The organism is Klebsiella sp. CN_Kp091 (assembly GCF_040065095.1).
Classification (GTDB): Bacteria; Pseudomonadota; Gammaproteobacteria; order Enterobacterales; family Enterobacteriaceae; genus Klebsiella; species Klebsiella aerogenes.
The window spans coordinates 239616-253325 of record NZ_JBEAIO010000001.1 but is presented as its reverse complement, the minus strand read 5'-3'; the positions used below and the strand labels follow the sequence as shown (position 1 = coordinate 253325).

The window sequence follows — 13710 nt, the reverse complement described above, 5'->3', positions numbered from 1 at the left end:
ACACCCTGTCGCTGTTCGGCTTCGCGGTGGTCATGCCGATGATGTTCGTCGATGAACTCGGTTTCACCACTTCCGAATGGCTGCAGGTGTGGGCGGCGTTCTTCTTCACCACCATCTTCTCCAACGTCTTCTGGGGGATTGTGGCGGAGAAAATGGGCTGGATGAAAGTGGTGCGCTGGTTCGGCTGCATCGGCATGGCGCTGTCGAGCCTGGCGTTTTACTACCTGCCGCAGCACTTCGGCCATAACTTCGCCATGGCGCTGGTGCCGGCGATTGCGCTGGGGATTTTCGTCGCGGCGTTTGTGCCGATGGCGGCGGTATTCCCGGCGCTGGAGCCAAATCATAAAGGGGCGGCGATTTCGGTCTATAACCTGTCGGCCGGGCTGTCGAACTTCCTCGCGCCGGCGATTGCGGTGGTGCTGCTGCCGCACTTCAGCACCATCGGCGTGGTGGTGGCTTATACCGCGCTCTATCTGCTGGCGTTTTGTCTGTGCCCGTTTATTCGCGTTGAGCAGCCCGGTTTTGCTACCAGCGAAGCGGCTGAACCGCTGAACGTCAGCGCAGTAAAATCATAAAAAAACCCCGGAGACCGGGGTAAGTAAAATAGTCAATCCGGGCCTCGCGCCCGGATTTTTGCCTTACGCGATGGTGACTTTGCCGTCCAGATAGACATCCTGCACCGCATTGATCAGCTTCACGCCTTCGCTCATCGATTTCTTAAAGGCTTTACGACCGAGGATCAACCCCATGCCGCCGGCGCGTTTATTGATCACCGCCGTGCGCACCGCATCGGCGAGATCGGTTTCGCCGCCCGCCGCGCCGCCGGAGTTAATCAACCCGGCGCGGCCCATATAGCAGTTCGCCAGCTGATAGCGCACCAGATCGATCGGGTTATCGCTGGTCAGCTTGCTGTAGACGCGATCGTCGGTATAACCGAAGTTCACCGCCTTATAGCCGCCATTATTCTCGGCCATTTTCTGCTTCACGATATCAGCGCCAATGGTGGCGGCCAGATGGTTTGCCTGGCCGGTCAGGTCAGCGGACACGTGGTAATCGACGCCATCTTTTTTGAATGCCGGGTTGCGCAGATAGGCCCACAGCACGGTGACCAGGCCGAGCTCGTGCGCGCGTTCAAAGGCGGCGGAGATCTCTTCAATCTGCCGACGCGACTGTTCGGAGCCGAAATAGATCGTCGCGCCAACCGCAACCGCGCCCATGTTGAACGCCTGTTCGACGCTGGCGTACAGGGTCTGGTCATACTCGGTCGGGTAGCTCAGCGTTTCGTTATGGTTGAGCTTGACGAGGAATGGAATGCGGTGCGCGTAGCGGCGCGATACCGAGGCCAGTACGCCATAGGTAGAAGCCACGCAGTTACAGCCGGCTTCGATGGCGAGTTCCACGATATTCTTCGGATCGAAGTAGAGCGGGTTGGCGGCGAACGACGCGCCCGCCGAGTGCTCTACGCCCTGGTCGACCGGCAGAATGGAAAGGTACCCCGTTCCCGCCAGGCGCCCGGTATTGTAGAGGGTCTGCATATTACGCAGCACCGCAGGCGGGCGGTTGTTATCCACCATCACCCGGTCGACGTAATCCGCTCCCGGTAAATAGAGTTGGTCGGCTGGAATAGTCATACAACGGTGCTGTAAAAGGCTGTCGGCATCTTTGCCAAGCAACTGCGTAATATCAGTCATAGCTATCTCCCGTAAGTGCTGGCCGCAGCCAGCATGTTTTATCCCAACCCAAAAATTATGGGCAGGTTAAGCCTGGTACCGAGTTAGCATATTTTCCAGCCGGGAGCGCGTTTTTTCAGTAGATTCTGCTGTCTCGTTTCACTGCCATTTACCACCAGGCGTGGAAATGATGCACCGGGCCGATACCGTGCCCCACTTCCAGCGAATCGGCCTGCGCCAGCGCCGCCGACAGCCAGCCCTTCGCTTCGGCGACCGTTTGTCCCCAATCGGCATAGCGCGGACGCAGCGCCGCCAGCGCGGCAGATAACGTACAGCCGGTACCGTGGGTGTTTTTGGTCAGCACGCGCGGCGCGGTAAAGCGCTGTTCCCCTTCACGGGTGAACAACCAGTCCGGGCTTTCGGCGTCGTCCAGATGTCCGCCTTTCATTAATACCGCCCCGCAGCCTAACGCCAATAGCGCTCTGCCTTGCTCCAACATCTCGCGCTCGCTTTGCGCGTGCGGCGCATCGAGCAGCGCCGCGGCCTCCGGCAAATTCGGGGTGATCAGTGAAACGTGGGGCAGCAGGCGCTGACGCAGCGTCGCAATGGCTGAATGGGATAACAGCGGATCGCCGCTTTTCGCCAGCATCACGGTATCCAGCACCACGTTGGCAATCTGGTAGCGAGCAAGACGCTCCGCCACCGCTTCAACGATATCGGTTTCCGCCAGCATGCCGATTTTCGTGGTATCGATTCGCACGTCGCTAAACACCGAATCCAGCTGCGCCGCCACGAAGTCAGGTTCGATACGATACACCGACTGCACGCCGCGAGTATTCTGCGCCACCAGCGCGGTGATGACCGAGCAGCCGTAAGCGCCGAGCGCGGAAAATGTTTTGAGGTCGGCCTGGATCCCGGCGCCGCCGCTGGGGTCGGTGCCGGCGATGGTTAAGGCGTTAATCCGCTTCATGCCGACACCCCCGCGTATAACGCGTCGAGGAATGCCGGGATAAAACTGCCGGGGCCGCCGTGTCGCGCCGCTTCACCTCCCACCATTTTCAGCAGGCCGCAGGCGGCAGCCACGTTTTGCAGCCGATCGCCGGGCATCGCGGCGCTTGCCGCCACAACCGCGGATAACGCGCAGCCGGTCCCGACCACCCGCGTCATCAGGACATCACCGCCGCTCACGGTAAGCGTGCGCTCGCCGTCGCTGATGTAATCCACCTCGCCCGTCACCGCGACCACGGTATTAAGCTTACGAGCCAGCGCCTGGGCGGCGGGTAACGCGGCGGCCGCGCTGTCGGTGGTATCGACGCCGCGCCCGCCGCCGCTGCTCCCCGCCAGCGCCATGATTTCCGAGGCGTTGCCGCGAATCGCCGTAGGCCGCAGTTCCAGTAGCTCATGGCAAAAATCGGTACGCAGCGTCAGCGCACCGACGGCAACCGGATCCAGCGTCCAGGGTTTTCCAGCCTGCCGGGCGCTCTGCGCCGCCGCGCGCATCGCGTTGGCGCGCTCAACGGTTAAGGTCCCGACGTTAATCAATAGCGCATCGGCGATGGCGGCAAACTGCGCGGCTTCCGTAGGGTCAATCACCATCGCCGGCGAGGCGCCGATAGCCAGCAGCACGTTGGCAGTGAAAGTCTGGACCACATCATTGGTCATACAGTGAACAAGCGGCGAAGAGGTGCGGAAAAGCTGTTGTAGGTGCGCGATATGCGCCGGGTTTAGCGGTTGATGCATGGTTTGCTCCCGCCAGATGAGGAAGCAGCGCAGACCATGCGGTCTCTGACTTCCCTACGCTGGCATTATCCAGATCAGGTGGTACGGGTATTTCTCAGCCTTCACAAAGAAGGGCACCCCGAGTCATTTGGTACAAAAAATGGCGACTAACGTTCCGTTAATATCTAATCAGGATAGTAATGCCAGCGGTAAGGCTTGTAAACGGTAAAAGCGGTATATCTCCCGGCGATATGTCCCTTAATCGTACAGCCATCTCCCGGCTTTGGCAGACTGGATAAACATATCAATGGTGAACTCTGGAACATCTACTGGTTCAGGCTTTTTAAATGGATTCCATGAAAAATTGACTTCGGGATAGTACGTTTCAAGATGGAAATTCGACATGTCGACGTTGAACTCTTTTGCATAGTCTTCAACTAACTCTTCAACGTCATCTTGATCTAACTGGACATCAAAATGAATGCTCGAGTCTGCCGTGTATGTAGCGTATTTCTTGTTCCTGAGGATATAGGTCCCACTACGAATAGTGAACAACTTGATGACGCGTTTTTCGATATCTTCTACCATAGCTTATCGTTGCCCCGCGCGATGGTATTGTATTCAATGATCGTGTTGTAAATGATCTGCGATACATCAGCCACAATGATCACTTCACCAATGAGGGGAATAGTCCGTCCCACCCACGTTACAATTTTCCTCACCATCCTCCTTTTTACAGTCCATGGAGTATAACCGCCAATCCATGTAGGCATTTTTAACCCAAATGGGAACATTCTATTGCCAAATACTCGTCTGGCACCTTTCGATAGTCTGGATGTTCCAGGAATTGCCGTTCCAGGTTTAGCCCGTGTCGCCTGATCATTTATACCCGCATACAGTGCATATACAGAGGCAACATCTTTGATACCAAATTGATCAGCAGTATTGAAGACAAAGACCATGAAAAATAGTTCTGAGGCGGTAAGGTTTAAACGCCCCGCAAAAAAGTATGTTCCATTTATTTCCTCAACAGTATCCACTTCATAATCCCTTATGATCCTTGCAGAAAGCGCCATCATAAGGGCTGATTTGCATACCGTCATTACACGTCGTTGTATCATCCTTGTACGTTTGCCACAGAGACGCCCCTTTTTCCTGCGCCATGTAAGCGATTACACAAAATTTTAGCTATCCGTGCGGCGGTTGATTTAGATCACAATTCACTTAATAACCATACGACATAGTTACTACGCGTTATGAACTAAGCGAACACAGTAACCGCAGTAGTCGCCGCTGCCGTTAGTTTGTTGCATAACATGTTAAAAATAATTTCGACACTAAGGTCGTTAATGATGAAAGTGAAACACGTTTCTATGTTGCTGCTGCTGGTACTCAGCGCAGCCATCGCGACCGGTTGCAGTTCACCGGCGCAGCGTATGGCCGAGTGCGAAGCACAGGGGATCAGTAAAGATGCCTGTTATATTGCGGAACAAAACAAACAGGCTGCGGTGAACGCCGCAGCGGAGAAACAGGCGCTGGAAAATGCGCAGGCTTTATATCCCGTGCAGAAAGCGCAGTCCAGCAAAAAAGTTAAAGTCTTCAATGGCATGAAGCTGGTCACAAACTCAACCGGGCTGACAGTTGATGGCAAACCCGCGGCCTTAGACGAAAGCAATACTGACGCGAAAACCTATTCGCAGGGTTTATACGTTTTTATTGTCTACCAATCCGGAAAAATTGCCGTCATGCAGGACGGTAAATTTTTAGGCTACGCCAAATAGCGTCTCTTCCTTGTTAATTTAAAAGCGGCCTAAGGGCTGCTTTTTCCCCCTTCCCCGCAGTAGCCGACACGTCAAACGCCGCGCTAAATAAGCGGCATTAATCCCATTGGATAAATCTCATTTTACCTACGAGAGAGTAGTTTTTTAACTAATGTATTCTTTTTGTAATCATAAACTTGCTCAATGTAAACAATTGGTTATAGTTCAAAGAAGCGTTACAAGTTGTAACACCATGTCAGATCGGAATTAACGAGTGAATCGCCATTAAGGTAAGAGGATTCCAATGAAATTGACCCCTATAGTGAAAGGATTAGCCATTGCCGGCTTGCTATCATCGATTAGCTTGTCAGCATGGGCGGAAGTCGCGGCAAAAGAAGCGACCGCCGCCACCAAACAAGCCAACGACGCCCTCTATAACCAACTCCCCTTCTCCGACAACACCGATTTTACCAATGCTCATAAAGGTTTTATTGCCGCACTACCGACCGAAGTGATTAAAGGCGAACAGGGTAATGTCGTGTGGGACCCGCAGCAGTACTCTTTCATTAAAGAAGGTGAAAAAGCCCCGGATACCGTCAACCCGAGCCTGTGGCGCCAGTCGCAGCTGATTAACATCAGCGGTCTGTTTGAGGTGACCGACGGCGTCTACCAGATCCGAAATCTGGACCTTTCCAACATGACCATCATCGAAGGTAAAGAAGGCATTACCGTCGTTGATCCGCTGGTATCAGCGGAAACCGCAAAAGTGGGCATGGATCTGTATTACAAAAACCGCGGTAAGAAACCCGTTGTCGCCGTTATCTACACCCACAGCCACGTTGACCACTACGGCGGCGTGCGCGGCGTAGTTGATGAAGCGGATGTGAAATCCGGCAAAGTAAAAATTTACGCACCGTCCGGCTTTATGGAAGCGGCCGTGGCAGAAAACATCATGGCCGGTAATGTCATGAGCCGCCGCGCCAGCTACATGTACGGCAACCTGCTGAAACCGTCGGCTACCGGACAGGTGGGTGCCGGCCTTGGCACCACCACCTCGGCGGGTACCGTGACCCTGATTGCCCCAACCAATATCATTGAAAAAGACGGGCAGAAAGAAGTCATTGACGGTCTGACCTATGACTTCATGCTGGCGCCAGGTTCGGAAGCGCCGTCGGAAATGCTGTGGTTCATCGAAGAGAAAAAACTGATTGAATCCGCGGAAGACGTGACACACACCCTGCACAATACCTATTCACTGCGCGGCGCGAAAATCCGCGAACCGCTACCGTGGTCGAAGTACATCAACGAAGCGATCGTACGCTGGGGCGACAAGGCCGAGATTATTATGGCTCAGCACCACTGGCCGACCTGGGGCAACGAAAACGTAGTCAACCTGCTGAAGAGCCAGCGTGACCTGTATCGTTACATTAACGACCAGACTCTGCGTATGGCTAACGAAGGGCTGACTCGCGATGAAATCGCCGCTAAATTCAAACTACCGGATAGCCTTGCCAACACCTGGGCTAACCGCGGTTATTACGGCTCTGTTAGCCACGACGTGAAAGCCACCTACGTGCTGTATCTCGGCTGGTTCGACGGCAACCCGGCCACCCTCGACGAACTGCCGCCGGAAGAAGCGGCGAAGAAATTCGTCGATTACATGGGCGGCGCCGATGCCATCATGAAGAAAGCGAAAGAGGATTACGACCAGGGTAACTACCGCTGGGTAGCCCAGGTCGTCAGCAAAATCGTCTTCGCCGATCCGAAAAACCAGGATGCGCGTAATCTGGAAGCTGATGCCCTTGAACAGTTAGGCTACCAGGCGGAATCCGGCCCGTGGCGTAACTTCTACCTCACCGGCGCGCAGGAACTGCGTAACGGCGTGGTGAAAGGGCCAACCCCGAACACCGCCAGCCCGGATACCGTGCGCGCGATGACCCCGGAAATGTTCTTCGACTATCTGGCGGTACATATCAATGGCGAGAAAGCGGGTAACGCGAAATCGGTCTTTAATATCGATCTCGGCAGCGACGGCGGCAAGTATAAGCTGGAACTGGAAAACGGCGTACTGAACCATACCGCCAACGCGGAAGCGAAAGATGCCGATACCACTGTTGCCCTCAACCGCGCCACCCTGAATAAGATCATCCTCAAAGAGGAGACGCTGAAGCAGGCCGTCGATAACGGCGACGCGAAAATCACCGGTAACGCCGATAAGCTCAATGAAATGCTGGGCTATATGGACAAGTTCGAATTCTGGTTCGACATCGTTACGCCATAATACCCTGCTCCCGCGGCGCTCGGTCGCGGGAGTTTTCCCTCTTTGCTAGTAAGCTTCCGGCAATGGTCGGTCGATGGAAACCAGTTTGCCGCGCTTCATCGTGATATAGCCCCCGGCTTTCAGATCCGCCAGCACCCGAAAAACATGCGTGCGCGACAGATTTGTGCGCTTAATAATAAACAGCGCCAGGCCTTCGTTTTCCCCCTGATGGGTACTCTGGCGATAGAGATAGCGAAACAGCATCGGTCTGATAGTCTGGTAGCTGGTCATCTGCCGGCGTTCGTTATGAAGATCGATAGTAAAAATCGACATATAGGTAAGGATGGTCGCCAGCTCCTGCACGCGTTCAGGACCGCCGTGTAAAAAGATTTGGTCAAAGATCTCATAAGTGACTTTAACCAGCTTCACCGCCGCGCTGCCGATATATTCAAACTTCGCCAGCGGGCAATATCTTTCCATAAGCCCAATCGGCATATACTCAATGGAATTACCAATATGAAGGCCGTTCTCCGGCATTAATATTGATAGCGAACCTTCAGTGCAAAAATAAATATATCCAGGCTGAATTGCTAATTTTTTATTTGCCGCAACCGTCAGGGTCTCCCCTTGTGCCATTATTTGCGGAAAAAAGGCATCAATGTTGAGTTGTTGATAATAGCTATGGATATCCTGAAAATTCACGCTATGCCCCTTGCTGCGCCGTCTGCCGTGGTATCGAGTATAGCAGCGAAGTGATAGCGGATTCGAGATGATTATTTTCTCACTAATGACCAGTCCCATATGGGACTATCAACGCAAAGTATTCGCTTTAAAATGGCCAGTAATTAGTCCGCATTTGAATTATCCGCTGATATTAAACATTGATAGCGGAACAAATAATCTAAGAGGCCATGCAATGAAATTAAATCAGATCGCTAAACATCTGGCTCTGGCCGGTGTTTTAACTTCGCTGTCGCTTTCCGCCTTCGCAGCTGCTCAGCAGCAGGACGCCACTCCGGCAACTCAGCAGGCAAATAACGCGCTGTACAATAAACTGCCGTTTGCCGATAAAACTGATTTCGATAACGCGCATAAAGGCTTTATCGCCGCGCTACCGCAGACCATGATTAAAGGCGAGCAAGGCAACGTTATCTGGGACCCGGCAAAATATGACTTCGTCAAAGAAGGTGAAAAAGCCCCGGATACCGTTAACCCAAGCCTGTGGCGCCAGTCGCAGCTGATTAATATCGGCGGCCTGTTCAAAGTCACCGACGGGGTTTATCAGATCCGTAATCTCGATCTCTCCAACATGACCATCATCGAAGGGGAAAAAGGGATCACCGTTATCGACCCGCTGCTGAGCGCCGAGCCGGCGAAAGAAGCGATGGATCTCTACTACGCCAACCGCGGTAAAAAGCCGGTTGTCGCCGTCCTGTTCACCCACAGCCATGTTGACCACTACGGCGGCATTCGTGGCGTGGTTGATGAAGCCGACGTGAAGGCCGGCAAAGTAAAAATCTACGCCCCGGCAGGATTCATGGAAGAAGCGGTTTCCGAGAACATTATGGCCGGTACCGCGATGAGCCGTCGCGCCAGCTATATGTACGGCAACCTGCTGAAGCCTGACGCCAAAGGCCAGGTCGGCGCCGGTCTTGGCACCACCACCTCGGCGGGTACCGTGACGCTGCTCCAGCCGACCAACTACATCACCAAAACCGGCCAGCAGGAAGTGATTGATGGCCTGACCTACGACTTCATGATGGCGCCGGGTTCCGAAGCGCCGTCGGAAATGCTGTGGTATGTCAAAGAGAAGAAAATGATTGAAGCGGCAGAGGATGTTACCCATACCCTGCACAACACTTACTCGCTGCGCGGCGCGAAGATCCGCGATCCGCTGGCGTGGTCAAAATATATTAACGCCGCGATCGACCGCTGGGGCAACGATGCTGAAGTCATTATCGCCCAGCACCACTGGCCGACCTGGGGTAACGACAACATTATCAAGCTGATGAAAGGCCAGCGCGACATGTACCGTTACATCAACGACCAGACCCTGCGTATGGCCAACGAAGGGCTGACCCGCGATGAAATCGCCGCTAACTTCAAGCTGCCGGAATCGCTGGAGAAACAGTGGTCGAGCCGCGGTTATTACGGCTCCGTCAGCCACGACGTGAAAGCGACCTACGTTTACTACCTCGGCTGGTTCGATGGCAACCCGGCAACCCTCGACGAGCTGCCGCCGCAACAGGCTGCGAAGAAGTTCGTTGAATACATGGGCGGCGCCGATGCCATCATGCAGAAAGCCAAAGCCGACTATCAGCAGGGGAACTACCGCTGGGTCGCGCAGGTGACCAGTAAAATCGTCTTCGCCGACCCGCAGAATGCCGATGCGCGTAACCTCGAAGCGGATGCCCTGGAGCAGTTAGGTTACCAGGCGGAAGCCGGTACCTGGCGTAACTTCTACCTGACCGGCGCGCAGGAACTGCGTAACGGCGTACAGAAACTCCCGACGCCTAACACCGCCAGCCCGGATACCGTGCGCGCGATGACCCCAGAAATGTTCTTCGACTACCTGGGCGTACATATCAACGGCCAGAAAGCCGGCGCGGCAAAAGCGGTCTTCAACATCGATCTCGGTAAAGACGGCGGTAAGTACAAGCTGGAACTGGAAAATGGCGTACTTAACCACACCGCGAATGCGGTAGCGGACGATGCCGACGCCAGCATTACTCTGAATCGCGATACCCTGAACAAGATCATTTTGAAACAGGAAACGCTGAAGCAGGCTGAAGACAAGGGCGACGTCAAGATTAGCGGCAATGGCGCTAAGCTCGATGAAATGCTGAGCTACATGGACAAATTTGAATTCTGGTTCAACATTGTCACCCCGTAAGCGATAATCGCTGAATCTCCCTCGCGCCCTGGTAGGCCGCGGGGGATTTTTTTATCCATTCGCCTCGCATGTTCTGATTTGCGTTCCCCTCGCCGCAGGCCCAAAATGAGTTCAGGACTGTTTTATTGCGCGGAGGTATATATGACCGTTTATCACCATGCGCTGGTACTGATTAATAGCAGCCTTGATGGTGTTCCGTTGCTACAACACGCCGCCAGGATGGCGCAGGAAAACGGGATGCGGATTACCATCGCCCACATCAGCACCGACTACCGGGCGCTTAATTACGTATCCGACAGCCTGCAGAATGATGAAGTATCGCAAGAGGTCATTCAGGCCAAAGCCCTGCTCAACGAGCTAGCGACGACCGTCGCCCTGCCGGTACAGACGCTATCGCTGGTGACAACCCGCCGTTTTGCTGATGTCGAAGAGTGCGTACGACAACGCCATATCGATTTAATTATCGCCGGACACCATAACCGGCTGCTGGGGATGCTGTCCTCGCACTCGCTGGAGTACATCAACCATTTGACAGTGGACGTACTCATAAAACACCTACCCTAGCGCAATGCGGACTGTAACAGAGAAAAACACTCTTCGATTGATGGCGGTAGCGCCTGCGGCCCACGCATCAGAGCCACCGTCCGCGTCAGCGCCGGCTGCTGCAGTTGCGCCACCTTTAACGCCGGATCGTGCAGATAGGTCGTATACAGCGCCGGGAGAATAGCCACCGCCAGCCGCGAACGCACCAGTCCATAAAGGGTTTCGATATAGTCTACCTGGTAACGCGTCGTTAAGGTCAAACGCTGGCTTTCCACCAGCGCCGACACCAGCCGCTGGATATTCCCCTTTGAAAAAACGGCAATATCACGGCCCACCAACTGTTTCCACGGTAAATTTGGCTGCGCAGCCAGCGGATCGTCGCTGTGCAGCACCGCCACGAAAGGATCCTCGCGCAGCGGATAAACCAGTAGCTCAGCTGGTAGCGAACTGTCGATCGCGCCGATACCAAAATCAATCTCACCGCTTTGCAGCGCCTGCATTAACGCATCGTTGGTCTGGTCATGAAATTCGATGCGCAGACGCGGAAAGGCCTGCGCCAGGGTCTGCGGTAGCAGCGGAAACAGCAGCGAGCTCACCGACGGTACCAGCCCGATACGCACCGTGCCATCGCCGCCTGCTTCCACGATCTGTTGCATATCAAAAAAAGATGCCTGGGCCACGCTCAGTATCCGCTGGGCATGGGGTAAAATCGCCGCCCCCAGTTCCGTCAGAGTGACCGCCGAGGCGGTACGATTGACCAGCTTGCCGCCGATCACGGTTTCAATCTGCCGCAGCGCGCTGCTGAGCGCCGGTTGGCTAATCGCCAGCCGATTGGCGGTATCGGTAAAATGGCGCAACTGAGCCAGGGTCACAAAATACTGCAGTTGCTTTAGCGAGAGCGCGGGCAGACGTTGCCAGGGTTCGTTCATTGTCAGGTTCGCTACCGGTGGTCATACAGAATAACCCGAGCTTATCGGGCGATAAATTTATTCATCTGGGCAAACGTTTGCTGTGCCCCTAGAGTATCCGCATTATCCTTGTGGTGGAGTTGTTATGTCCAGCAATGCTGAAGCACGTCGTCGCGCCGTACAGGCCGCGCGCGGCGAATCCCCGTTTGATCTGTTGCTTATCGATACGCAGATCGTCGATATGGCCACTGGCGAAATCCGCGACGCTGACGTCGGTATCGTTGGTGAAATGATTGCCAGCGTACATCCGCGCGGCAGCCGCGCCGACGCCCATGAAGTGCGCTCGCTGCAAGGCGGCTATCTGTCGCCCGGCTTGATAGACACCCACGTACATCTTGAAAGTTCGCATCTGCCGCCCGAGCGTTATGCCGAAATCGTCCTGACGCAGGGTACCACCGCGGTGTTCTGGGATCCGCATGAGCTGGCCAACGTGCTCGGCGTCGATGGCGTGCGCTACGCGGTTGATGCCAGCCGCCACCTGCCGCTACAGGTGATGGTGGCCGCGCCATCCAGCGTCCCCTCTACGCCAGGTCTCGAAATGTCCGGCGCTGATTTCGCCGGCGCTGAAATGGAAACCATGCTCGGCTGGCCGGAAGTTCGCGGCGTGGCGGAAGTGATGGATATGCATGGCGTGCTGAACGGTAGCGAACGGATGCAGGAGATTGTCCAGGCCGGGCTTAACAGCGGCAAACTGATTGAGGGCCATGCCCGTGGGCTCAGCGGCGCCGATTTACAGGCATATCTCGCCGCCGGCGTCACCTCCGATCATGAACTGACTTCAGCGGCCGATGCGCTGGAAAAACTGCGCGCCGGGTTGACTATCGAAATTCGCGGCTCGCACCCCTATCTATTGCCCGAGATCGTTACGGCGTTAAAAACGCTGCCGCATCTCTCCTCGCAAATCACCGTCTGCACCGATGACGTACCGCCGGATATGCTGCTGGAGAAAGGCGGCATTATCGCCCTGCTCAACCTGTTGATTGAACACGGTTTGCCAACGGTCGATGTGCTACGTTTCGCCACCCTTAATGCCGCTATTCGCCTGCAGCGCAACGATCTTGGGCTAATTGCCGCGGGACGACGCGCGGATCTGGTGGTGTTTGATTCGCTGGAGAAACTCGAGGCTCAGGAGGTCTATGTCGGCGGCAAACTTATCGCTCATAACGGTCACCTGCTAACACCGCTTGCCGCCGCGCCCGGCGTGACGCCGCCGCGTGATACCTTGCAGTTAGCGCCCCTCGCCGCTGAAGACTTTATTCTGCGAATTAAGGGCATTCGCCATGGCGTCGCCCGCCTACGCCACATCAGCGGCGCGCGCTTCACGAAATGGGGAGAAGTGGAAGTACAGATCCGCGACGGAGAAGTACAACTGCCCGCGGGCTTTAGCCTGATTTGGGTTAAGCACCGCCACGGCCGCCATCAGGCAACGCCGCAAATCGCCCTGCTCGAAGGCTGGGGCGAGCTGCGTGGCGCCATTGCCACCAGCTACTCACATGACTCACATAACCTGGTGGTGCTCGGGCGCGATGCGAATGATATGGCGCTGGCGGCAAATCAGCTGATCGCTTCCGGCGGCGGAATGGCGCTGGCGCAACAGGGCGAGCTCCTGGCCCATGTGGCAATGCCGATTGCCGGCATGCTCTCCGATCTTCCCGCCGCCGAGCTGGCGCGGCAGTTCCGCGAGCTGCGAGATTTAAGCAGTAAAGTCGCCGACTGGGAGCCGCCATACCGGGTATTTAAGGCGATTGAAGGCACCTGCCTCGCCTGTAATGCCGGGCCGCATCTAACCGATTTGGGTCTCACCGACGGCGGCAGTCGCCAGATAGTTGACCCGTTGATAGCCTGCCGGGAGACGCCGGCGCCAACTCATCACAACAATAATCCTCAGGGAGCCTGA

13 protein-coding genes and 1 riboswitch are annotated in these 13710 nt (G+C 55.3%); of the genes, 6 read left to right on the top strand and 7 right to left on the bottom strand.

The window, feature by feature from the left end:
- Nucleotides 1-575, top strand: a 575-nt coding sequence (locus ABLV17_RS01175; RefSeq protein ID WP_348854053.1) for an MFS transporter, incomplete at its 5' end; no start/stop codon positions are given.
- Between the two features lie 63 nt (nt 576-638).
- On the opposite strand, the gene fbaB is transcribed toward ABLV17_RS01175, so the two are convergent.
- The 5 genes from fbaB to ABLV17_RS01150 all read right to left on the bottom strand — a co-directional run bounded on the left by fbaB (nt 639) and on the right by ABLV17_RS01150 (nt 4429).
- Nucleotides 639-1691, bottom strand: a complete 1053-nt coding sequence (gene fbaB, locus ABLV17_RS01170; protein ID WP_015365768.1) for a class I fructose-bisphosphate aldolase — start codon at nt 1689-1691, stop codon at nt 639-641.
- Nucleotides 1692-1839: 148 nt separating this feature from the next.
- Nucleotides 1840-2640: a bifunctional hydroxymethylpyrimidine kinase/phosphomethylpyrimidine kinase gene (gene thiD, locus ABLV17_RS01165; RefSeq protein WP_087860194.1), complete on the bottom strand. Its 801-nt coding sequence runs from the start codon at nt 2638-2640 to the stop codon at nt 1840-1842.
- The gene (thiM, locus tag ABLV17_RS01160) at nt 2637-3410 is read right to left on the bottom strand and encodes a hydroxyethylthiazole kinase (RefSeq protein WP_348854052.1); all 774 of its coding nucleotides are present in this window, start codon (nt 3408-3410) and stop codon (nt 2637-2639) included. The genes thiD and thiM overlap by 4 nt, the downstream gene beginning before the upstream one ends.
- A gap of 34 nt (nt 3411-3444) precedes the next feature.
- Nucleotides 3445-3541: riboswitch (TPP riboswitch) on the bottom strand.
- A 106-nt stretch (nt 3542-3647) separates the two neighbouring features.
- Entirely contained in the window at nt 3648-3977 is a 330-nt protein-coding gene (locus tag ABLV17_RS01155) for a DUF1493 family protein (protein ID WP_032714951.1), read from the bottom strand.
- Nucleotides 3971-4429, bottom strand: a complete 459-nt coding sequence (locus tag ABLV17_RS01150) for an STM2901 family protein (protein ID WP_308958218.1) — start codon at nt 4427-4429, stop codon at nt 3971-3973. The genes ABLV17_RS01155 and ABLV17_RS01150 overlap by 7 nt, the downstream gene beginning before the upstream one ends.
- A gap of 312 nt (nt 4430-4741) precedes the next feature.
- Here ABLV17_RS01150 and ABLV17_RS01145 point away from each other — a divergent pair, with 312 nt between their 5' ends.
- Together ABLV17_RS01145 and ABLV17_RS01140 are read left to right on the top strand one after the other, a co-directional pair.
- The gene (locus ABLV17_RS01145) at nt 4742-5170 is read left to right on the top strand and encodes a hypothetical protein (protein ID WP_308958217.1); all 429 of its coding nucleotides are present in this window, start codon (nt 4742-4744) and stop codon (nt 5168-5170) included.
- 283 nt (nt 5171-5453) lie between these two features.
- Nucleotides 5454-7430 (top strand): alkyl sulfatase dimerization domain-containing protein, encoded by a 1977-nt coding sequence (locus ABLV17_RS01140; RefSeq protein ID WP_113374384.1) that lies wholly within the window; start codon nt 5454-5456, stop codon nt 7428-7430.
- 45 nt (nt 7431-7475) lie between these two features.
- Here the strand turns inward: ABLV17_RS01140 and ABLV17_RS01135 are convergent, their stop codons facing one another.
- On the bottom strand, nt 7476-8111 hold the full coding sequence (locus ABLV17_RS01135; protein ID WP_308958215.1) for a helix-turn-helix domain-containing protein: 636 nt from the start codon (nt 8109-8111) through the stop codon (nt 7476-7478).
- 214 nt (nt 8112-8325) lie between these two features.
- On the opposite strand from ABLV17_RS01135, the gene ABLV17_RS01130 reads away from it, so the two are divergent.
- The gene (locus ABLV17_RS01130; protein WP_113374382.1) at nt 8326-10302 is read left to right on the top strand and encodes an alkyl sulfatase dimerization domain-containing protein; all 1977 of its coding nucleotides are present in this window, start codon (nt 8326-8328) and stop codon (nt 10300-10302) included.
- Nucleotides 10303-10443: 141 nt separating this feature from the next.
- Entirely contained in the window at nt 10444-10866 is a 423-nt protein-coding gene (locus tag ABLV17_RS01125; RefSeq protein ID WP_113374381.1) for a universal stress protein, read from the top strand.
- Here ABLV17_RS01125 and ABLV17_RS01120 read toward each other — a convergent pair.
- The gene (locus ABLV17_RS01120) at nt 10863-11774 is read right to left on the bottom strand and encodes a LysR family transcriptional regulator (protein WP_113374380.1); all 912 of its coding nucleotides are present in this window, start codon (nt 11772-11774) and stop codon (nt 10863-10865) included. The genes ABLV17_RS01125 and ABLV17_RS01120 overlap by 4 nt on opposite strands.
- Nucleotides 11775-11898: 124 nt before the next feature.
- Here ABLV17_RS01120 and ABLV17_RS01115 point away from each other — a divergent pair, with 124 nt between their 5' ends.
- Nucleotides 11899-13710, top strand: coding sequence for an adenine deaminase C-terminal domain-containing protein (locus ABLV17_RS01115; protein WP_308958214.1), 1812 nt, complete (start codon nt 11899-11901; stop codon nt 13708-13710).